At 43.7% G+C, this 22,026-nt stretch carries 17 protein-coding genes; 4 read left to right on the top strand and 13 right to left on the bottom strand.

Annotated features, from left to right (window positions below; all coding sequences use genetic code 11):
• Positions 1 to 247: 247 nt before the first annotated feature.
• From ACMXI2_RS02505 to ACMXI2_RS02495, 3 genes are read right to left on the bottom strand one after another with little or no spacing between them, the layout of a single operon-like run.
• Positions 248 to 673 (bottom strand): immunity protein YezG family protein, encoded by a 426-nt coding sequence (locus ACMXI2_RS02505; protein ID WP_483780150.1) that lies wholly within the window; start codon positions 671 to 673, stop codon positions 248 to 250.
• A gap of 52 nt (positions 674 to 725) precedes the next feature.
• Positions 726 to 1,469: a PoNe immunity protein domain-containing protein gene (locus ACMXI2_RS02500; protein ID WP_483780149.1), complete on the bottom strand. Its 744-nt coding sequence runs from the start codon at positions 1,467 to 1,469 to the stop codon at positions 726 to 728.
• A 9-nt stretch (positions 1,470 to 1,478) separates the two neighbouring features.
• Complete coding sequence (locus ACMXI2_RS02495) at positions 1,479 to 1,766, bottom strand: hypothetical protein (protein ID WP_483780148.1); 288 nt, start codon at positions 1,764 to 1,766, stop codon at positions 1,479 to 1,481.
• Positions 1,767 to 1,945: 179 nt separating this feature from the next.
• On the opposite strand from ACMXI2_RS02495, the gene ACMXI2_RS02490 reads away from it, so the two are divergent.
• Complete coding sequence (locus ACMXI2_RS02490; RefSeq protein WP_483780147.1) at positions 1,946 to 2,158, top strand: hypothetical protein; 213 nt, start codon at positions 1,946 to 1,948, stop codon at positions 2,156 to 2,158.
• Positions 2,159 to 2,367: 209 nt separating this feature from the next.
• On the opposite strand, the gene ACMXI2_RS02485 is transcribed toward ACMXI2_RS02490, so the two are convergent.
• On the bottom strand, positions 2,368 to 4,812 hold the full coding sequence (locus tag ACMXI2_RS02485; RefSeq protein ID WP_483780146.1) for an outer membrane beta-barrel protein: 2,445 nt from the start codon (positions 4,810 to 4,812) through the stop codon (positions 2,368 to 2,370).
• Between the two features lie 184 nt (positions 4,813 to 4,996).
• On the opposite strand from ACMXI2_RS02485, the gene ACMXI2_RS02480 reads away from it, so the two are divergent.
• The 3 genes from ACMXI2_RS02480 to ACMXI2_RS02470 all read left to right on the top strand — a co-directional run bounded on the left by ACMXI2_RS02480 (position 4,997) and on the right by ACMXI2_RS02470 (position 8,177).
• On the top strand, positions 4,997 to 6,025 hold the full coding sequence (locus ACMXI2_RS02480; RefSeq protein WP_483780145.1) for a sensor histidine kinase: 1,029 nt from the start codon (positions 4,997 to 4,999) through the stop codon (positions 6,023 to 6,025).
• A gap of 3 nt (positions 6,026 to 6,028) precedes the next feature.
• On the top strand, positions 6,029 to 6,751 hold the full coding sequence (locus tag ACMXI2_RS02475) for a LytR/AlgR family response regulator transcription factor (protein ID WP_483780144.1): 723 nt from the start codon (positions 6,029 to 6,031) through the stop codon (positions 6,749 to 6,751).
• 241 nt (positions 6,752 to 6,992) lie between these two features.
• Positions 6,993 to 8,177 (top strand): epoxide hydrolase family protein, encoded by a 1,185-nt coding sequence (locus ACMXI2_RS02470; protein ID WP_483780143.1) that lies wholly within the window; start codon positions 6,993 to 6,995, stop codon positions 8,175 to 8,177.
• 429 nt (positions 8,178 to 8,606) lie between these two features.
• Here the strand turns inward: ACMXI2_RS02470 and ACMXI2_RS02465 are convergent, their stop codons facing one another.
• From ACMXI2_RS02465 to ACMXI2_RS02425, 9 genes are all read right to left on the bottom strand, one after another.
• Positions 8,607 to 10,682: an alpha-L-fucosidase gene (locus tag ACMXI2_RS02465; protein ID WP_483780142.1), complete on the bottom strand. Its 2,076-nt coding sequence runs from the start codon at positions 10,680 to 10,682 to the stop codon at positions 8,607 to 8,609.
• Between the two features lie 83 nt (positions 10,683 to 10,765).
• On the bottom strand, positions 10,766 to 12,817 hold the full coding sequence (locus ACMXI2_RS02460) for a glycoside hydrolase family 44 protein (protein ID WP_483780141.1): 2,052 nt from the start codon (positions 12,815 to 12,817) through the stop codon (positions 10,766 to 10,768).
• Between the two features lie 31 nt (positions 12,818 to 12,848).
• Complete coding sequence (locus ACMXI2_RS02455; RefSeq protein WP_483780140.1) at positions 12,849 to 14,441, bottom strand: GH39 family glycosyl hydrolase; 1,593 nt, start codon at positions 14,439 to 14,441, stop codon at positions 12,849 to 12,851.
• Positions 14,442 to 14,661: 220 nt separating this feature from the next.
• Complete coding sequence (locus ACMXI2_RS02450; RefSeq protein WP_483780139.1) at positions 14,662 to 16,749, bottom strand: beta-galactosidase; 2,088 nt, start codon at positions 16,747 to 16,749, stop codon at positions 14,662 to 14,664.
• A gap of 71 nt (positions 16,750 to 16,820) precedes the next feature.
• Complete coding sequence (locus ACMXI2_RS02445) at positions 16,821 to 16,964, bottom strand: fibronectin type III-like domain-contianing protein (protein WP_483780138.1); 144 nt, start codon at positions 16,962 to 16,964, stop codon at positions 16,821 to 16,823.
• Positions 16,965 to 16,988: 24 nt separating this feature from the next.
• The gene (locus ACMXI2_RS02440) at positions 16,989 to 17,585 is read right to left on the bottom strand and encodes a glycoside hydrolase family 3 N-terminal domain-containing protein (RefSeq protein WP_483780137.1); all 597 of its coding nucleotides are present in this window, start codon (positions 17,583 to 17,585) and stop codon (positions 16,989 to 16,991) included.
• Positions 17,586 to 17,712: 127 nt separating this feature from the next.
• Entirely contained in the window at positions 17,713 to 19,164 is a 1,452-nt protein-coding gene (locus ACMXI2_RS02435; RefSeq protein WP_483780136.1) for a cellulase family glycosylhydrolase, read from the bottom strand.
• Positions 19,165 to 19,195: 31 nt separating this feature from the next.
• Positions 19,196 to 20,413 (bottom strand): glycan-binding surface protein, encoded by a 1,218-nt coding sequence (locus ACMXI2_RS02430; RefSeq protein ID WP_483780135.1) that lies wholly within the window; start codon positions 20,411 to 20,413, stop codon positions 19,196 to 19,198.
• 22 nt (positions 20,414 to 20,435) lie between these two features.
• On the bottom strand, positions 20,436 to 22,013 hold the full coding sequence (locus tag ACMXI2_RS02425) for a RagB/SusD family nutrient uptake outer membrane protein (protein ID WP_483780134.1): 1,578 nt from the start codon (positions 22,011 to 22,013) through the stop codon (positions 20,436 to 20,438).
• Between the last annotated feature and the right edge of the window lie 13 nt (positions 22,014 to 22,026).

Genomic DNA, 22,026 nt, shown 5'->3' with positions numbered 1-22,026 from the left:
ATCACTTCCGGCATACTGACTGTACCATACTTTTCGTTTACGCGGTCACACACCGGGTCCAACTCGTCCCTTAAACCCAAAATGGAATTTAAACAGGTATCAACATTTACGGATATTCTCATACATCGTTTAACATCTATGGTCTGCCTTATAGTCGCTTACAAATTTACGATTTCATCACATAGGTTACAATGGACTGTATTTCCCATTTGTCATAACAACGATCTTACAGAATATATAAATTGGATTAAGGACGGAGAAGTTCATGCAACCATTGTGGGATTAAAGCTTCATCACGCGGAAAGGTTTTCAGATCGTCTACAAATTTATCATCAGAGGGCGTGTATTTAAATTCAGGCTTGTGATCATAATCAAAATTAGTTTGGAATTTCCCGGTATGGTCCACTGTAAAATAGGCAGAATACCAAGCCCCTTGACCAGAAGAGAAACGGTACATGTGTTCACGCAGAGATTTTATCTTCATGGTAATATCATTCCCATTTTCTTCAGGATCAAATGAAAGCACTTTGCCGCCCGCTTCGTAAACAGCCTTTATCGCTATCATTTTATTTAATGCCTGTATAGTAATAGAGAAATTGTCCCAACGGTCTGAGGGGATATTGTCTCCGGCACCTTGAATGATTTCTTTAATTAATTCATTTGTCTTTTCCATAGCTTACTTGTTTAAGTAATGATGTTCAATTTCAGCTCTATTATGAATAACGTTAACGGTTAACCTTTCCAAAGTCGGCCATATCTTTTGGGTAGAAATCCATGTCCCTGAAACCGCTGTCATCAATATTATACAGTACAACTACAGCAGCCGTTTCAAAGCTCCAATACCCTTCAAACCCGCCCTCACCTTTGGCCTTATGCGCATCATAATTAATAAAGTCTTTCATATGCTTATACCAATTACTCAAATAATCTTTTACCAAAGTCACCTGTTCTTCGCCTTTGGATTGTATAGCTTTGTACAGCAGTTCAAAAGATTTTGGATAGATAAGTTTATCTGTCGCAATTCTATCTGTCAGCCTCGTTGCCAATAAAGTTTCGATCAAAGCATCTTCTCCATTGCTATGAATATGATTTGCAATTTTCCCGAACAGGTCAGCAGCTGCGCTGAAGATAATGCCCCAACTAATAAGGGTTAGCACCCTATAGTAATCATGTGTTAACAGCAAGTGTTTTTTATTGTCCCCGGTACTGATATGCTGATTGTAGGCCTCCCATGCCTCGATAAGTTGAGGGTAATCCGCTTTGATTTCTTCTATTGGCCTATCACCGGAGTACTTTAAAGTAATCAGCCGCTTACTGTCATAATAAAGATTTTGGGTAATGCTGTTTTTTTTCCATTTTTCTGGAAAAGGTGTCACCTTTAGTTTGTCCTGCAGTTCCCGAACGGCGTCAATACAATCATCAATCCATTTTTGCCAATAGGCATTATCCCGTAGTGGTTCTCTATGCATATCCATTAACTAATTTAGCATTTCGATCTGATCATGTAGCTCCTGATCCCAAATAAATTCCATATCGAACTTACCGTCAGGAGTTAATTTAAAAATTGCTCTGTTCCACCTGTTAATACTGCCTTCAGTAGTAATTTCATGTAGTTCGTTTGACCATTCTGAAATGTCATCATCAATGTTTTCTACGGACATATCCCTTTGTTCATTGTTTTCAAGGTAATCTCCGGTATAACCAACAACACCCTTGCCAACAACCTCAATTTCCAGCCTGGCACTAGGCCAATTCTCGCTTTTCAATAACATTAACGATTCCCTGACCGATTCTTAAATAAATTTCATCTGCTGTCATGATAAGCACTTTAATTATTGACTTCTTTTAAATGTTCTGAATACATTTCGAATTTAACCATTTAATCGGTTACATAGTTTGACGCTGGAATAATTATTATTGTAAATAGACACCAAATCTATTGTTTATGAAATCAAGTACCCTGATCAAATCTTTAAGCCTGGCCGCCTTTGTTTGCATGAATCTAATGGCTGTTGCTCAATCTCCAAAATCAAAATTAAGCCCTTCGCCCAAAATTAAAGCTCCGGTTTCCGTCACTGAGGTAAACCCCGGCACCGGTCCGATCATAAAGATTCTCGAACAGGGGGATGAGGGAGTATCCCAAAGGATTGAATTTTAGATAAAATCTTCCGTAAACTGGTTCGAAACTTGTCCCTCGTAGCCCGCGAAATATCGACGAAGCCTGCGCTAGTCGCGGGTTTTTCTTTTTTAGTCGAGTTCCGGTTAATTCTCTCCCGTTTCTTTATAATACCTTATTGAGGTTAACTATCACTTACTAAGATACCGGTATCCTTCCTGCATCGATAAACACCGGTATCTGGTTAACCATTACCTGTTCCTTTTCCGGCGACCAGGATACTCCGCCTGTTCAATTGGCGTTTTCCCTTCATCGCTTTTATGAACCCTTCCGAACTGCCAGTGAAAGGCTATAGACAAGGAGCGGTTATAGTACCGCATAGTGGCCTCGTTTTGAAAAGAAGGGGCCGTAGCCACACTTCGCTGTTTTACATAATTCTGAAAAGGATTGTTGAATGAAAGCGTAATGCTTCCTTTTTTTTGCAGGATCTCTTTTTGAATGGCCAGTCGGTAGGTATAGTCAGCAGTGTTTTTGCCTTGCAGGGTGATAAAACCGTTACTATAATCACCGGATAGTTCGAATATGTAACCACCGGGAGCGGTATAAGAAGTGTTGATATTAAAAGAGTGAAAGAAGCCGTTATTACCAACTTGCAAAGCCTGGCTTTTAAACCATACCTGGTAAAATTCCAGGCCACCGTTGATTGTCCAGTTGTCGTTCACTACGGTGTATGCATTGATATTTGCGCCCAAACGTCTGTTGGAGGCAATATTCCGGGGAATAGTCTTTGATATACCGTTGCTGTCAACTGTTGCAAGAGACTCTATTGAATTTGAGTTAAAGTTGAAGTAGATACTACTTATCAGGGTAAAACCGGACGACATATTGTAAGCGTGAGAAACTTCCAGCATACGCGTAATTTCCGGGCGCAAACGGGGATTCCCCTGCATGACATTACGGGGATCACTTGCGTCCACATAAGGATTAAGATCCCAGATAAAGGGCCGGCGAATACGTTCTGTATAATTAAATTTAAATTCCTGTTCCTCACTTACTTTCTTTGCAACCAGGATGTTGGGCGCCAGGTTACTAAAACCAGTTTCAAAAGAAGGAGTTGCTCCTTTGAAACGCACCCCGAGCCGGGTATACTCATAGCGGGCGCCCAGCCGGAACCGCCACCTGCTTTTGGTTTCAAATTCTGTGCTTAAATAAACCGCCATAATATCCTGGAAATAAGTCATCGAGTCGCTACGCTCCGGATCCTGTTTCAGATCGCTGCTACCGGGGCTACTACGGTTATTGAACACGGTATAGTTACTGGCAGCATTGTTCTTACTCCAACGCATACCGGTTTCCAGAAAATTTTGTCCGTCTTTGCTGAGTGGATGGGTATAGTCTAACTGGAAGCTATAATCCCTGCTAAGTCCTTTGTTAGGACTCAACTCACGAAAGAAATGCCTGCCATCAGGACTGAACTGGTCTGTGTTGTAATCAGAGCGATCTGCGGAACGGCTATGATTTCCCAATAACTGCAATTCCTGCTTTTTACGCTTGAACCGTTTCAGATATTTGAGCGCAAGATCATAGTAATGATAACTTCCATTCTGATCAGCGTTTTGATTATACTCAGTAATGCCTTTGGCATCCTTGTAATAATTATATAAGCTGCTCTTCACGGGCCATTGTTCATGCCAGTAAGAGAGTGTAGCGCCTATCTTTTGTGATGAATCGGGCCGGTACTCAGTTCCCAGTTCTATACTTGTTCCTTTGGTTTTCTGTGTCACGTCGGAACGCTGAACAAGGTTGCCGGTATTTAGTCCGTTGTATAGTAAGCTCCTGCTTAAATCAGTTTTCCTCCGTTCTTTTTCAACATTGCCACCCGCCATGAGATTAACATCAAATTTATTCCGGGAGATGCTCAAACCGAGGTTCGCAGACTGTTCCAGGTTGCCGGCACTCAGGTTAAGGTTGCCGGATGTATGTTGTACTTTTTTCCGCGTAACAATATTAATGACGCCTGCTGCGCCCTCCGCTTCATACCTGGCAGAAGGCGCGGTGATCACTTCAATAGATTGTATGGAACTGGCCGGGATTATTTTCAAGGCTTCTTTAAGATTTTTAGCAAGAATTCCCGATGGGATGCCATTGAGCAAAACTTTAATATTGGCATCTCCCCGGAGCTTTACAACGCCATCTGAGCCAACAGTTACCATCGGCGCCTTCCGCAAAACATCCGCTGCCGACCCGCTCTTATTTCCGATATCGGCGGCGGCATTGTATACCAGCTTATCCCCTTTGTTCTGAAGCAAGGCTTTACGGCTTTGTATGACTATCTCATTCAACTGTTTGCTTTGCCTCACCAGGATAAATTTGCCCATATCAAGGTCTGGTACATTTATCTCCATAACTCTTGAATATGGTTCATAACCGGTGTGTGAAATACTCAGCACATAAGTTCCACTTAAAGGCCCCGTCAAAATAAACCTGCCATCATTACCGGTTACAGCAGTTTTAGCAACGGCGCTGTCTTTGTATCGCAGGATGATTGTGGTCAGTGCCAGGGGCTTGTTATCTGCAGTGTCCACCACAACACCTTTGATTTGAAAAGAGGCTTTTTCGCCGGAGAGTATATACTGAGCTTTAACTGCCACTGAAGCTACTGTCAGCAAGAATAAAGCAAAAAATTTCGCAGCCATCGGAATTGTCAGTTTTTAATAATGAAGTTTTATCTTACTGCAGGCAAAGGAAAAAGTTTAATTTTTCAGCGGGAAATGAGAATGAGCAAAACCGCTATTCAAATGACGAACGACGTTCGCCATTTGAATTTTTCCTATTTACGTGAAAGAATGACCTTTGGGTATCCCGGATAAAACACAGCAGATGGCATATACGATAAATTGGTTTAACAAGCGTTACCTGCAGGAAATCGGAATTTTTGCAGCCATGTTCATTTTGACTATGGTGAATCAGTGGTTCCAGCTGGATTCATTCAATGCCATTATAAAAGGGCTGGTTTTTTTTGTAATGCTATATGCACAGGCAAAGTTTCACTGGCATTTTATTCTGCCATTATTTTGGAGCAGGAAATATGGAAAATATGCTATAGTAACATTCGGCGCTTTACTCATAGGAACACTGGTGCTTTTTCCGATAGATTGTTTTTGGATTGAACCGGATATTTTACAACAAGAGAGTGTTATGTCTGTTTTACTTTATCATTTTGTTATCAGTATCGCCAGCATAAGCACCATCATGTTCCTGTTCTTAATCAGGCAACACGCGTCGCAAATCCGAAAGAGAACCGAAGATAAGCTGCTGCTCGCTGAAATGAATATAAGGCTGCTGCATGCCCAGTTGAACCCGCATTTTCTTTTCAACATGTTCAATAATCTCTATGGTGTGAGTTTAGCTGAACCTGAGCGGGCGCCGGATTTAATTTTGAAATTATCCAACCTCATACGTTATCAGCTTGAAGATGGGCGCAAGCCGCTCGTTTCGCTGCAGGCAGAAATAGCTTTCATAGAAAATTATATAGCGATAGAAAAGGAACGGATTGGAAAGCGTTGCGAAATTGCTTATGCTGTACAACAAGGAGATCTGAAACCGGATAGGCTTTCTATTGCTCCATTGATCCTCATTACGTTAATTGAGAACGCATTTAAACATAGTATTACCATTACCCGGAAATGGTATGTGCATATTAACATACAACTGGAACAACAGACATTGATCGTTGATATTATAAATTCTTTAGGGGATGGAACACTCAAAAGAGATTCTACAGGAATTGGACTGGCAACTATCCGCGAGCGATTGGAGTTGCTATATGCAGGAGATTATCAACTCGATATTTTTCAGGATGAAAGCAAATTCAGGGTCGTTTTAAAAATACTATTAAATCACCAGTAGCTTATGGAATCATTACGTTGTATTATCGTCGATGACGAAGAAGGAGCGCACCTGGTTCTGGGTCATTATATAAAAGGAACAAGCAGTCTCGTATTAACAGGGAATTTTTACAACGCCGTTGACGCAATGGATTTCATCTTTAAAAACCCCGTCGACGTGCTCTTCCTGGATATAAACATGCCAGGTTTATCAGGGATGGAAATGCTGGAGGCAATGTCCAATCCGCCATTAATTGTGTTAACCACAGCTTACACCCAGTATGCATTGGAAGGGTACAAGTACCAGGTGGTAGACTATCTTGTTAAACCTTTTGAATTTGCCAAATTTATGGCAGCAATAAATAAAGTGTTTACCCGTTACAGGCCGCCTGTTGCCAGCAATACAGCTTCAACAGTGGAGCAGGTTGCAAACAATTCCTTAATGCTAAAAGTTGATACCGGGATAATCAGAATAATAACCAGCTCTATTTCACATATACAAAGCTATGGTAACTATGTCAAGGTATTTACGGATGAAAAAATGTACCTGAGCGCATCAACTACTATCGAAATAGAACAACAGTTAGACAAGCGGTACTTTAAACGGATACACCGGTCGTATATAGTTGCGCTGTCAAGAATACAACAGTTGGAAGGAACACAGGTACATTTGGAAAAGGGTTTGATATTGCCGGTTGGTAAAACCTACAAGCGGGAATTGCTGGAGCATTTTATGAACAAAAGTTAATCATCAATTACCACAACGTTTTGCAGGATACGGCCCGCTATAACCTGGTGGCAAACTTTCATGCGGCAACACTGCCCCCTAAGCCCGATGCCAATGTGATCAGGGCTAAGGGAGAAAGCCTGGTCAAAGGCTTTCAAGTCATTAAAAAGCAGTCAAAAAATATTAATAAAACTGCTGGTTTGCAACTGACATACTGTTGTCACAACCCGTGTATAATTTTGTTTCAACAAACACGCAACATATGAAACAAATCATTATTTTACTGGTCATTGCAACGATAACAGTAACCTCCCACGCGCAAACCAAAAAAAACAACAATATGTTCATTGTAAAGCCCTTCAAAATCGATGTACAACAAACTGTACTGGACGATCTCCAAAACCGCCTCCGCCAAACCCGCTGGCCCGATGCGCCTGAAAACATTGGCTGGAAATACGGCACTGACCCTGAATTTCTCAAAAGCCTTGTTGCCTACTGGCAAAACGGATACGACTGGCGCAGGCAGGAAGCCGCCCTTAACCAATTTCCACAGTTCACAGTGGAAATAGATGGCCTCCCCATTCATTTCCTGCACATCAAAAGTAAAAACCCAAATGCCAGACCTCTGCTGCTTTTACACGGATGGCCTGATTGTTTTTATCGCTATTACAAAGCCATTCCCCTGTTAACAGACGACTACAACGTGATAGTGCCTTCCATTCCCGGCTTCGGTTTCTCCGGGCACGTAGCCATGACAGACGATGGTTCTGCAAAAATTTTCGCTACGCTGATGAAAGAGGTACTTAACTATCAGACTTTCCTGGTGGCCGGAGGAGATGTAGGCAGCGGCATCACCAAATCAATCGCCAATCTTTATCCTGAAAATGTAACAGCCATCCACCTGTCGGACGTGGGATATCCCAACGGTTCGGAAGACTGGAGTACCATGTCCAAAGCTGAGCAGGAATTCGGACAGTTTATACAGCAATGGTGGTACCGGGAAGGAGCGTATGCCATGCTACACGCTACCAAACCACAAACGCAGGCCTATGGCCTGAATGATTCCCCTGCAGGACTGGCATCCTGGATCATTGAAAAGTTCAATACCTGGCGTACTCCGGGTGGTGCTATTGAGGATCATTTCACAAAGGACGAACTGCTCACCAATATCATGATCTATTGGGTAAGCCAAACGATTAACTCTTCCATGCGCACTTATGCCGAAGGCTCTTTTCAGCAACTAGCTTCGGGTCAAAAGGTTAATACGCCCACCGGCGTTGCAATATTCCCCGGTGATGCCCCAACTCCACGGGAATGGGCGGAAAGAAAAGCAAACGTAAAACGGTTTACTATCATGGAAAAAGGCGGTCACTTTGCAGCATTGGAAGCCCCGGAATTGTGGGTAAAAGAAGTGGATACGTTTTTCAAAAGTATCCATGTAAAATAAGTGAATACATAAAAAAGGATGTATCAAAAGTAATTTATCCGGTTTTTCAAACCTGTTAAACTACTTTTGATACATCCCCTTTACATAAACAGGTTCTTAGGAAAAATATTAACGCGCTTTGATATTTAAAGTGCCATCAGATAACCCGCCTGAAATAACTGTAAGCTGCGTACTTCTGATGACGACTGAGGTGCGCCCATGCCATGCTTTGCCAAATGTTGCCTTATTTTCCGGTACCACCTTATCCCGGCAGGAAAGTATCCACCTGCACCGCCGGTTGGGTTTTTGGAATTTATCGTTCCTCCAATGCTCCAATCATGTGGTAAATCGAGGTTTCGCCAATCTTTATCATTGAAATCGTTTGCTTTCGTTATGATCCTTGTAAATTTTATTTAATCGGGATATAAGATATATGGGCAGACACACAAACTATCGGGTGATCACATCTACCTCCGCATATCCTGCATCATTGTTACCATTCACTTCACGCACAGCGCGAAATTTTACATAACGGGCCTTCACCGCTGTAAAGCTTTTCGTTTGCCATAGTGGATTGTTTTTTATATTGGGAAATTCGCCTTCATCTGCAAGCCTCCACTCCTGATTGTCCTGCGAAACAAAAAACTGGTACTTTGCAATTGCACCGGAGGTATTTCCCTGGTCCGGCAGATATTTAAAACCGCATAGCTTTTGCTCCCTTCCCAGATCGAGTAACAAGTCAACAGGCATTTTTTTGTCTTTGTTTTGATGCCATGCAGTAGATGGGTTTCCATCCAGGATCAGGTTTGCCTTTTCATCGTTTGGTTCAATAACTTTCCAGTCCTTCCGGGAAATATCAAATTTCTCCCGGGACACAGGACTGCTCTTTCCAGTAGCTGGTTCGTAAGCAATAGCGCTTATTTCGAGCTTCCCTTCTGATTGAAAGGGACCGGTGTACTTTTTTGATTTAGAGGTAGGCTGCGCGCTGCCCAACGTGTAGTAAACAACCGACTCCATATCTGCCGGAGTTATGGTTATTTCACCGGACTGATTCCTGGTTATGGAAGGGGCAGCGAGGATCTGTGGTGCATTATAAATGCCGATATTGGAAATTACCGGGCAGCTTTTTGAACCGGTAATATTAAGACGAACCTGAGTTGCCTTTACAGCCGGGAAACGGAGAATTCGCTTATATCCGATTGTGGTTGCTTTTGCCAGCTGTTTCCAGTTTCCATCAACAAGCGCCTCCACCGTGAAGGTTTTCACGCGTTGTCCTAACCGGATGTATTCCTGAACCAGGAAACGGTTGAAGGTAGTTGGTTTGCCGAAATCTATTGTTAGCGACGCGTTAGTCACATCCTCATCAGTTGTCCAATAGGTATCTCTATTATTATCAATGGCCATACCTGGCCCAAACTGTTTGGCATTCCCCCGGACATTGGAGGCTTCCGCCTTCATGTTTGCAGCAAGATTCACGGCAAATGCTTCCTTTACGGCTTTGGCCAATCCAAGCGCAGCTTTTTCATCATTTGGATGAATCAGCCCATTAGGCATAATTGGAAAATTAAGCAGTAATGTGCCGTTGCGACCTATGGAATTATAGTATGTTTCCATTAATTGCGGCACTGTTTTTACGTGGTTATCTTCATGTGGATGATAGAACCATTCTGGTCTGATAGAAGTATTTACTTCGGCTGGCACCCAGGAATCCCCGCTCTCCAGGCCATGATGCAACATATTCCATTCCACCTCGCCTTTGCCATTTAGTAAACTCCAGTTCGTTTCACCCACTAATCCACCTTCGGTACCCACCCAGCGCAGGTCTGCCCTATCGCCACCATCGTTCCATATCACGCAGTCGGGTTGCAGCCTGCGGATCAACTTATATGTATTCTGCCAGTCGTAGTAAGTAGTACGGTCAATGGTGCGGGTTTCATTAGCGCCGCCATAATATCCGGACCCGCCGTTAGCCCCATCGAACCACACTTCGAAAATCGGCCCGTAGTTGGTGAGCAGTTCTGTAAGTTGATTCCTGAAGTAGGTAATATACTCAGGCTTTCCATAATCCGGGTGATTTCTATCCCAGGGCGACAAATATATCCCCAATTTTAAGCCGTATTCTTTACAGGCATCTGCCATTTCCCGGACCACATCTCCATGCCCATTTTTCCAGGGAGCATTTTTTACAGAATACTCCGTGTATTTAGACGGCCAGACGCAAAAACCGCAGTGGTGTTTGACCGTAAGTATTATTCCTTTCATGCCCGCTTCTTTGCATATACGGGCCCACTGACGGCAGTCCAGCTTTTGCGGGTTAAATAGTTTGACATCTTCATTGCCAAATCCCCACGATTGATCTGTATAAGTATTTAAAGAAAAATGGACAAAAGCATAGTATTCCATTTCCTGCCATCTCATCTGGTTTTCCGTTGGTACCGGGCCAAATGGACCGGGGGCCTTTACCTGAGCATAGTTAATACTGATTGAACACAGGAAAAAAGTGATTCCACAAAGCAAATATCTCATCGTACTAAGAACCATATTGTTAATATTATTTTGATATTCTAAGAGATTCTTCAATCAGCATTAAAATGAAGAACTATTTGTTGCTAATTTACCTTAAAAACTTTAAATGTCTTTAACCATGTTGCTGCTTCTACCCGGACTATATATGTACCGGCTTTCAGCGCTCCTCCCATTGACATTAAGCTTGAAACTGAGATACGTTTCGCCATTTCAACCTGCTTACCCATGACGTCGAATATAACAATCCGTTCCACCTCAGCAGGTTTATCAATCATTATATTGAATGTTGATGAGAAAGGATTGGGATATACTGATACCTGGTTACTCGTGGGCTCATACATTTTCAGTGATGATGATAAAGTATCTATGACCGTCGATCTTCTTGCCAGCGCAATAGACCCTATAGTCCATTGCTGGTTATAACTACTGCTTTCTGACCATTGACCGGCATCAGCACCGTTGGTAATATGGCCCAAACCATCAAGGTATAACCCTGTAGCGCGGTTGGTCAGCGTAATGTAAGTCGCAGCACCTCCGGCTTTCACCAGCAGAATTGCCGTTGTAGAAAGAGCCGGTACTGTTATGGTAAGTGAATTTGAATTTACCGCTACTGTATTTTGGTTCAGCGCATTTTGCGTGTGCGACACAAAAGTTTCCTGTGCCGGTAAAGACGACAACTGCAATGTTTGATAATTTCCATCAGCCACCGTGAAGTTACTTAGATTGATGGTAACAGTGCGGGAAGCAGTCCTATCCCGGCTTACCAGCATCACCGTTAAGGAGTCGGCATTTTCATTTACTGAGGAGTAAGCAGATACCATGTTTTCGAGAGACGAAGTACTTGATACACTATACTTTTTTGCATTCCTGCTAAAGAGATGCAATGTTTCCCACATGCCAACAGACCAGTTCCACGGAGAAAAGAATTCAACGCTATTGTTTGCAAAGGTGCCCAGATGCGAAGCATATATAACAGATTCAAGGCTTGGGTTGCTGCCTGACATGGTACCCCATTCGCTTATCCCACATGTTATGCCGTGGTTGGCGCCAAAATGTTCAGTTAACCAGCCATCGATACGCTTGAAAATATATTGTTTGGTAAGTGACACATCCCATCCGCCGGTACTTGTTCTAATACCGTTTGAACCCGGGTAATCATACGTCGTATCATAATAAATCCGGTGACCCTGTAATGCCGCAGCATCGTCATTATTATACCAGGGGTAATTGTGAATATCTACTACATCTACCAGCTTGATACCGGTTGCCTTATATTCATCCCCGAGGCGTTTTATAAAATACTCAATCCAGGAATAATACCTGCCATTTATGTATAAACTTTCATTTGACCATTTGTACCATTGCCATTCCGAGGTTGTAACCGGCCCACAGAGCTTGATGCCTGGATATAGAGCTTTTGCTTTCTTTGCTAGTTCTATGTAGTGATCCATAAAAACAGAAGCCGATATTTGAGTTGGCATAGCATAGTCATGGGTGCCACTCCATATGTCCACTTCATTGTCCATATTCCAGTACAAAAATTGATTTTTGTTTAGTCCCAAACCATTGGCTCCAAACCAATGATTAAGAATATCCACGGCAGAATCGGCAAGCCATGTCTGCGTAAACAAATTAATATTACCCTCCACCAACGCCTTACCGGAAGGGTTTTCAGTATTGGGTACACCACCACCGGCTAAATTCTGACCAACTCCGGCCCAATACTGGGCCTGGTTGAAAGCCCAATCATCGAAGTTATTACTGGTATTGGATGCTACTCTGCCCAGTAATTGAAAGGCAAACATTCCCTGCATACCAGGATAATTGGCCGCAATGTTTTGTGCGTACGCATCCCAATCGGTACCATAAACATTATTGTACCAGTCGGGATGGACCGTAATTTTTTTGCGCCAGTTATAACATGTTGCATTATTACCTCCATTCATACGGGCGAAACGTAAACCTGCATCCTTATAAAATTGTGCGGGCTTGTCAAAGCTTTCGTTCCGGCCATATATGTATGGGGAAATCAGGCGTTTGTTTTGAGTAGGATTAACTGAAATAATAACTTTTTGTGCAACGGCTGTATAAAGGATGATGTGGCACAACAAAAACAAAAGGGTTTTCCTGATCATTGGTTTTGTTTTTAGTAATTGTTTGCAATCATTACAGTTTGATAATATTCAAGAAGAAAACATCGTTCTCCCGAATCTCCAGCTCCTTTGTGAAAGGTATCCCGGCTTTTACAGTAATAACTTCCCTGGTAACGGGCGAACCATCATTTAGCTTCTTTATTTGTTCAACTTCCTGCCGGTTAAGCTGTGCCGGTTTTCCTATAGAGAGATAAGTGGAATAAGCATCGTTGTTATGGTAGCCGACTTTATATACTTCCAGTGCATAGGCGCCGCCCGGTATATCTGCAATATTGACCTTCAACTTTCCTTTTGATTTTGAAGGAAGATCACGGATATAATATTGCTGATTGTGTACGGAATCTCCCGGGTGAGTATGGGTAAAATCCCAGGCCAGTACCTGGATATTTCCTGTAGCATCCCTGCATACCCATGAGGTGGAATCGCTATTTACCAATTCAATATTTCCCAACCTGTTCAAAAACTGGTAGGCGTAGAATACCGGCTTGTTAATACCCTGCGTATTCAGCATGCCAAAGCCTCCGTGAAACGGTGTAAAACGGGGTCCGGGTTCTTCAAAAATATCGGTAAAAACCCAATACGACATTGAGTTAGCGGCCTTACCCACCTGTTTTAATTTCTGCAAAACATACGCAGCTTCGTGATAGCTGTCGTGGATAGGATCTGCCGGGGTATAAGAGGCACTCCATTCGGTGTAGTGAAGCTCCAGGTTTGGCATAGCAGAACCGGCAATTTCCTTGCGTGATTGAAGGACATCACCGCTAACGCTCATGGGATTTTTATCTAGTACCGTGCCCGAGTTGCCAAATTCATCGAGATATCCCTGCTTTACGCCATAGGCATGCGTGCTTATAAAATCTATCGGCACATTATTCTTATTGCAGTAGGCAATCATTTCAGGTTCCCAGGCGGCCCCGGCTGTACCTGGCCCTCCAACGCGATAAGATGAGTTAACACTTTTAATAGCCTTTGCACTATAGGAGTATAACTTGAAATAGTCTTCCTGCGTACCGGCCCAGAAACCACCCAGGTTTGGCTCATTCCAAACTTCGAAATACCAGGTTTTCACTTCCTCTGCGCCGTAACGTTCTGTAAAATGCCTGGTAAGATCCCGCACCAATGCTGCCCACTTTTCGTAATCCTTTGGTGGAGTTACATTGCCGCGCCACCAGAAGATTGTTTTGGAACCGCTGGCCAGTGCGGAGGGCATAAAGCCCAGTTCAACAAAGGGTTTCATGCCTATACTTTGTAAATAGTCGAATAAAGCATCAATGTACATGTAGCTGTACACCGGGTTACCTTTACTGTCTTCCGTATATACAGCCATATCGTCTGTTAAAAGACCATGCATACGGATGTATCTGAAACCGCATTCTTTCTTTACATATGCAAGCTGCTGTTGCCAATCTGCCCGGAGCCCTTCATTGGCGCGGCCTGCGCCAACGCAATCATTAAACATCCTGTTCAGCTTTCCAGATGTTTTGTTGAAGTCAATATTGATAACCCTTTCCTGGGTGGCCGGCTTCGTTTGTTTTGTGGTTTGAGCCACCAGTATTCCTGAAATGAATAAAAGCAGCGGCATTGATAGTAATAAAATTCTTTTCATCTTTAAGTATATTTACCTTTCTTACAGCCGTTTAAAAAATATGCTGAGAAAATAGATACAGGTTACGATCCCACTCCGTGTTGTCATGCCCGTTAGTATCTACATTCCAAACGTGGGTGACACCTATTTCGTTAAGATATTGATGGGCCTTTTCGCCGGTTTCCTATAGCCATCCGCCCTCCCGGAACGGCTGGCTGCTGCCTGTTTTATAACATTACTTTTATTCGCTCCAAACCAATACGCCTGCTGGTTCCAGCACTTTGCCCCCGATCAATATTTTGGCTCCGGCGGGTATTTTCATTTCATAATTATCCGAGGAATAATTTACGGCCACATAAAAACCATCCCGCCAATAAACAAATACGCCGGGAGGATAATTTTCAGTGGCAATACCAGCGCCGGTATAAATCTGCTTCAGTATATCCGTTTCCAGTTTGGCATCATCTGTATCCACACCGATATAGGTAACAGCGCCTTTACCAACCTGATGTTTTACTACCGCTGCTTTTCCTTTATAAAACTGGTTATCAAATACAGCAAGGGTTTCCGTGTTTTTATCCGGCGCCAGTAAATCGGCCCAGTTGTTCCAGCCGTAATGGGCAGATCCCATAAGGATATCTCCCCTGGCGCTACCTGAAAGCATATCGCTTGCTTTCACCTGCGCCCCTATCAATGCAGATATAGGAGCGGCGCATTCTGCCTCCCAAAAATGCCCCATACGGTTTTTGGTGGCTGTGCGGCAGGTAATAATCAGGTGTCCTCCGTTTGCGGCATATTCCTTCCACTTCTTCACCAAAGCACTATCAACCATTTCGTATGCCGGGATAATCACAAATTTGTATTTCGACAAATCAGCCGTTTCCCCGACCAGATCAACGGGTGCGCCAAATGATTTTGCTATCTCCAGGAATTTAATCGGGTAATTCCAGGTATCCCATTGCCAGGTCTGTTTTTGCCGGTCGATGGTCCAGTAATTTTCCAGGTTCCAGAGAATAGCCGTTGACCGTGCAGCCAGTTTTTCAGGCATTGAAGCGCCGGGTTTATATTGTTTCCGCAGCTCTTTTATTTCTTTCATGTATTGCATATACTCCACACCGCCCTGCGAAGGACTTACACCATCTGTTTGCATTACGCCGGCATGATATTGCTCTGAACTATAATTGATCTGACGATACCGGTAGGAACTGGCAAGCTTTCCGCCTGCTGCAAAAGTGTGGTACAACCACATACGTACGGTACCAGGTAAGAGCAAAGGGTTGTAACTACCCCAGTTTACCGGGCCCGGCTGAATTTCCATGACGCCGGATACCCCGCCAACTGCTTTATAATATTCCGCAGCAAACAGGATAACCCTGCTGTTTCCCAACCTGAATCCGAGGTCACCAATATTGTTGGTACCTCCATTGGGATAGGCTGTATAAGTTGCAAAGTCAAGCTGTTTTGTCCGCCGCGGATCAGCACCTGTGGAAACGGCTGTATAATTGGTCGTTACAAACTGGTCCTTCGAAATCTGGCGTCGTAATATTGCCGCCTGAAAATCGAGGAATTCCGCCTGTGCATCCGCCGAGTATCTTTTAAAATCAAGCAAGGCATGCGGGTTATTGCCCCACCAGCCTACCAGGTTGGTATTGGGGATAATAACCTCACTAAAATTATTATACCACTGGCTCCAGAAAGCGGCTCCCCAGGCAGCATTTAACGCATCTACCGTTTTATATTTGCTTTGTAGCCACTGCCTGAATGCCTCCTGCGAAGACAGACTGTAATCGGGTTTCGCATCAGGCTCATTATCGAGTTGCCAGCCAATTACATTTTTGTTCTGACCATAACGCCGGGCCATTTCAGGCACCACTATTTCCACAAATTTGCGATAGGCCGGATTAACGATAGATCCTAATCCGCGTGTACCGTGCTCACCACGGATGTAATGGCCATCCATCACAAAAGTTTCAGGATACTTCGCCCTCATCCAGGCCGGCGTAGTTGCGGACGGAGTACACATCAGCACTTTCAGATTGTATTTAGTGCAGAGGTCTATCACCTTGTCTAGCCAGGAAAACTCAAATTTCCCTTCTTCGGGTTCCATTTTAAACCAGGCAAATTCGGCCAGGTGTACAAACTCATAGCCCATATCTGCAATTCTTTTTATATCCCGTTCCCACTGGTTTTCGCTCCAATGCTCAGGATAATAATAGATGCCGGTTATAGTGAGCTCCTTCTCAGGAAAAAAGCGATTGGCTACCTGCGAGGTTGCATTTAATTCTGAGATCAAAATGGTTATAATAACAAGTATTGAACGTTTATTCATCTGAAGATTCATTGTTTTTTATTTAGCACTGGCGATATCCCGGAAAAAAGGTTTAAGGCCATTATATTTAACTACTTAACTGAAATTTTCACCGATTTTGAAATATCACGTGATGAATTCCCGATGTGCAATACAAAATCACCCGCTTCTACATTCCAGGCTTTTTTTGTTTCGTCATAAAATGCCAGGTCGGCAATTTTCAGTATCAGCTCCACCGTTTTTAATTTCGTATAATGATTTTATTTCAGAACTGAGTCCTCCATCACAATGTCTGCGCGTAGCGTTATCGCCAATAACCGCAACACATTAGCAACCTTTTCATCCACAACAGCAACAGGAATTTTCCCCTCTTCTACTGCCCTGATCAGTGAATTGGCAAAATACCATTCGTTGTAATCTTTTTTATCCGTACCCTTTTCCAGGTCAAGCCCGGCTAAAGCAGCCTTTATGGTGGAATGCGCAGCCGCCCAATCCGTCATTAACACTCCTTTAAAATCAAACTCTTTACGAAGGATTTCCCTGTCCAGGTATTTATTTTCAGAACACCAGCCGCCTCTGAATTTATTGCATGCTGCCATTACTGTGTAGGCGCCACCTTCCCTTACGGATGCCTTAAATCCTGGTAAATAAATTTCACGCAATGCTCTTTCGCTCATGTACACATCGATAGAATCCCTGTGCTCGAAATTTGTTCCGCAAAACGGTGAACGGATAATGTTTAATGAGTGGATCTTCTCCTCCTGTGTTTTATCGTTTGCCGCAAGCTGTGCATTGGCAATACCTGCCATCATGATGCCGGTGAAACCGAGTGCTAATTGCCTTACTATTTTTTTCATTTACGTTAATTTCCTGTTTCAATACGTTCAATAGCAACTCTGCCTGTTTTTACGAAAGAAATGTATAAGGGATTCGTTAAAACCTCATCCCTTATACATTTCAAAAACAATTTATCTTCCTGTAAATTTATCTGCCACCAGCAACAATGGCATCAATGGTGCGCTTATCAAGCACGGTATTATTTCGTCTGTCCAAAGCACCACCCGTATCCCAGAAAAAGGGTTTAATGCCACTGGCAATTGCCTGTTTGGTTACATAAGTCAACCAATAATCCACTGCATCATTATGGGTGGCCAGATCTTTAGGCACATTATTGCTGCCGCCACGTCTGTAGGCGCCGTATTCACCCATTACAACGGGGATTTGTTTGTCAGTGAATTTGGTTTTCATTTTGCCAAAGGCGGTGTTTACATCACCCTCTTCTCCCCACGTGGTGTTCCGGTCAGGTTCAATGGTAGAATGATGTCCTGCACCCCAGTAGTAAAACATTTTGCCCCAGGATGCATCCCCATCCAATAGGCAGAACTGGAATGGCGTGTAATAGTGTACTTCCACCATCATGCGATTGTTCACCGCATCTGTGGGGAGCGTATTCATCAGGTTATTGGTTTTGTCAATATCGGTTGATGGCCCCTGCACTACCAGTACCCGGTAGCTGTTACGTCCACCGGTGGATCTGACGGCATTGATAAAGGTTTGATGATAGCTGTTGAGGATGTCCATCTGCTCAGCATTTTCGGCGGGAGGTTCATTGGCACTTGCGAACATCACGTGCTCATCAAAATCACGCATGGTGGTAGCAATTTGTTCCCAGAATGCTTTTTGTCTGGCATTAACTGAATCCTTCTTTGCACTGTTGATATTGGCATCCAGCCAGCCACCATCCCAGTGGATATTGAGTAAAACATACATATCGTTATTGACACAATACTGAACCACTTGTTTTACCCTGTTGAGCCAGGTATCCTGGATCTTAGCGGTAGTTTTATCTGAATACTGGTTCCATGAACACGGCAGGCGGATGGCATTAAATCCCTGTTGTTTTACAAACTGGATATAACTTTCACTGATCAAAGGATTTCCCCAGGCGGTTTCTCCGCCAATTGCTTCCAGGGTGTTGCCAATGTTCCAACCCAGTTTAAATTTAGCGGCCAACTGCACAGCATTACTTCCCATACCGGTTGAATTGGCCGGGGCCGGCGATGTATTATAGCCCGGGTATATGCTGCTGGCTTGCGTTACTTTAACCCTGCGCATCTGGCTACTTCCGGCATTCACCTCCAGCACCACGGACCGGGCGGCGCCTGTGGTATTGGGGACAGTCGTCAACCGGATAGAAGCCGTGCTGCTACTACCGGTCGACTGGCTTACCTGCAACCAGGAAGAAGCCGGGTTATTAATATTCCATTCCACATTACTGGCGATGGTTACATCGGAAGCGCCGCCATCTGCCTGAAAAGCAATTTCAGATAAAGAAACCGACAATTCAGGCGTAACGACGCTCTTTTTACTACAGTGTGTAAACATTACAGCGGAAACCATAAGTCCGATAAGTCCACACAAATTTCTGGTTTTCATAATCGTGATATTTGGTTAAAAATTTTTCCTGTTATTTAATCTTCACCACCCTGATATTATCTACAGCGGCTTTTAAACCGGAAGCCGAAGGGGAAGCAGAAAAGTTTTTGGTATGGATATTTACAGATCCATTGGCGGAGCTGCCCAGCAAAGTGGTCAGGCTTGCAGCTGCTGCACCTTTGCCATCACTGGTCCTGAACGTTGATAACGGAAGGGTTACTGTATGCCATCCCTTTGTAACAAATGGGGAAACGACACCTGCAGCGCCTTCCCACGGCTCATAGCGGGCCATATAATCAAATGAGTTACCTTTTAGTACATAAATAGAGGTGCCGGTCCATGCGGCGGGAACACTGATCTCAAACTTAATGGCATATTGATCAACAGGAACACTTAAACTGTCGACAGGGATCCACTGTACGTCGTTGGTATTTATACTCCGTTGCCAATTCCACCAGTTGCCATCACCGGCAGGCAGAATGTCATTATTTAACACGGCATAAGTACCCCTGTTACCGGGAAAATTGACGCTGCTGTTATCGGTGCCGGTACCCCAGCTGAAAGTATTTATATTATCAAAATTACAGAGAACACCAGTCGTGGCATCGTTCACATTAAAGGCGGTGGAAACTGTACCGGATTTTGTTTTGATCACTACAGGGCCGCTTTGCGAAAGCGCCGGCAGTATGAATCCGATGGCCGTACCATCGCCGGCAGTAGCATAATCGGTTATTGGCGTGCCGGCGAAAGTCATTTCGCTTATAAAAAATAAATTTAACCCATAGATATAAACGGAATCACCTGCGTTGGCATTTTCGTTAGAGATGCTGGTAATAGTAGGCGGTGGCGCCACGATACCAAATGTAAATGTGGTAGTTCCGTGCCGGGTAACATAGCGGATGGTATTCAGGCTTTCTGCCGGCACCGATGGAAATGGTATCACAGCGGGCACCAGTACGGTAGCACTGGTATCTGAAAACATGATGCTGTTGATAGTAGCGGGTACGCCGTTGAAAGAGATCTGTACGGCATCCTTTAAGTTATGTCCGATAAGCACCACCCATTGACCGGTAGTGATGGAATTAACAAGCGTATCTGCAGGTGAGGCGGCATAATTTCTAACGCTTGTTATAACAGGAGCTGCATCAGTTACATCTTTCTTACAGGCAGATTGCACCAGGGCAAAGACAGCAGTAAAAGCCCAAAACGGTAACCTCCAATAGCGCTGGTTGAATAGTACTTTATTCACGGTATAATGTTTTTAGTAGTTCTTAATAATATGACACCGGAGGTTCCAACAATTTTGGATTGGCCGTAACCTCAGAAGAAGGTATTGGGAAAGTGAAACTTTGAATGGTTGCAGGCGTAACAATGCCATATGGATCACCGGGTGTTACAACACCATTTGAAATGGTAAATGTTGCACGCCTTTCTCCATTTAATTTGCTGATTGCCTTCGCTGGATTATAATAAGATAGCCTAACCAGGTCTATCCAATATTGTCCTTCTCCCGCCAGTTCAATTCTTCTCTCATTAATTACGGAATCAATATCTATTCTGGGAGCAGGAGCCATCCCGGCCCTTATACGAACCTGGTTAAAGTAGAGAAGCGCCTCGCCGTCGGCAGTTGAACCACTATTACCTAGTATGGATTCCGCGTAAATGAGGTAAACATCCGCCAGTCTTAATAATGCATTATGCTCTGTAGAGGACGTCAGGGTCATAGTTGGCGCACTATTATCCTTGTTCGTACCGATAATATGCTTTTTCAATCCGGAACTGCCTGTATATTTAAATCCTCCGCCTGCTGCGTTCAGCTCCGGGTAATAATCCCCGTTAATCATAAAAGTAGCCTTACGCCTTATGGAATCCCTTGCTGCGTAAAGTTGGTACATATCTATGGTTGGGCTGATAGCAAACCAACCGGCCGAGCCATTGGCAGATATTTCGACACCTCCCGGAGAATAGATCTGCAGCATATTCCCTTCTAACCAACCTGCACCAGGCGCCCACTGCAATGCAAACAATGACTCCGGATTGTCGTTAAACTGGGTTTTAAAAATATCGGCATAATTATTTACCAGCGCCAGGCCACTGTTCTTACATACATTCCCGGCGTATTTTCGTGCACTATCCAGGTAAGCCTGATTCCTGGTGCCTCCCTGCTGATTTAATCCGGCTACTGTCAAATAAACCTTACTTAACATACCTTGTGCCGACCAGGTGGTTACCCTTCCGGCAGCATCAGCAGGCGGGAGATTCCCGGCTGCAAAAGTTAAATCGTTAATCGCGAATTTATAAACGTCTTCCGTTTTTACACGGTTAATCAATGGAGATATAATCAGTTGACTGTTATCTTCAATAACGGGTACAGCCCCCCATAACACCGCCAGGTTATAATAGGCAAATCCGCGTATGAAGCGGGCTTCAGCGATAGCAGCATTTTTGTCCTTATCGGTAATGGAAGCCGGCGCCTTTTGTGTGATGGCATTGATGGTAACATTACAGTGTGCTATGATATTATACATCCCCTTCCAGTTGGAAATCATGATGCCATTTAAACCGGTAACAGTAAAAGTATTCAGCTGCACAGCATCTCCCCAGTAACCAACCGCCATGTTTCCGCTCAGCACTTCTCCAACAGGTAAATAACAATTATAGTTCCAGTCGCCCCAGGGTGTACCAGCATATAATGCAGCTGTTGCCAACCTGAGATCACCCGTAGTTTGATAAAAATTATCCGCACTTATCTGCGACAGGGGCGGACGATCCAAAAAGCTTTTGGAGCATCCTGTTATAGCTATCGTAACTAGCAGGAAGACAATTATTTTATCCAATATTGATCTCATAACTATTTATATT

This window comes from Chitinophaga sp. G7 BAM 1005 (assembly GCF_057126945.1).
The sequence above is the reverse complement of the archived record's forward strand: the minus strand, read 5'-3'. Positions and strand labels throughout refer to the sequence as shown.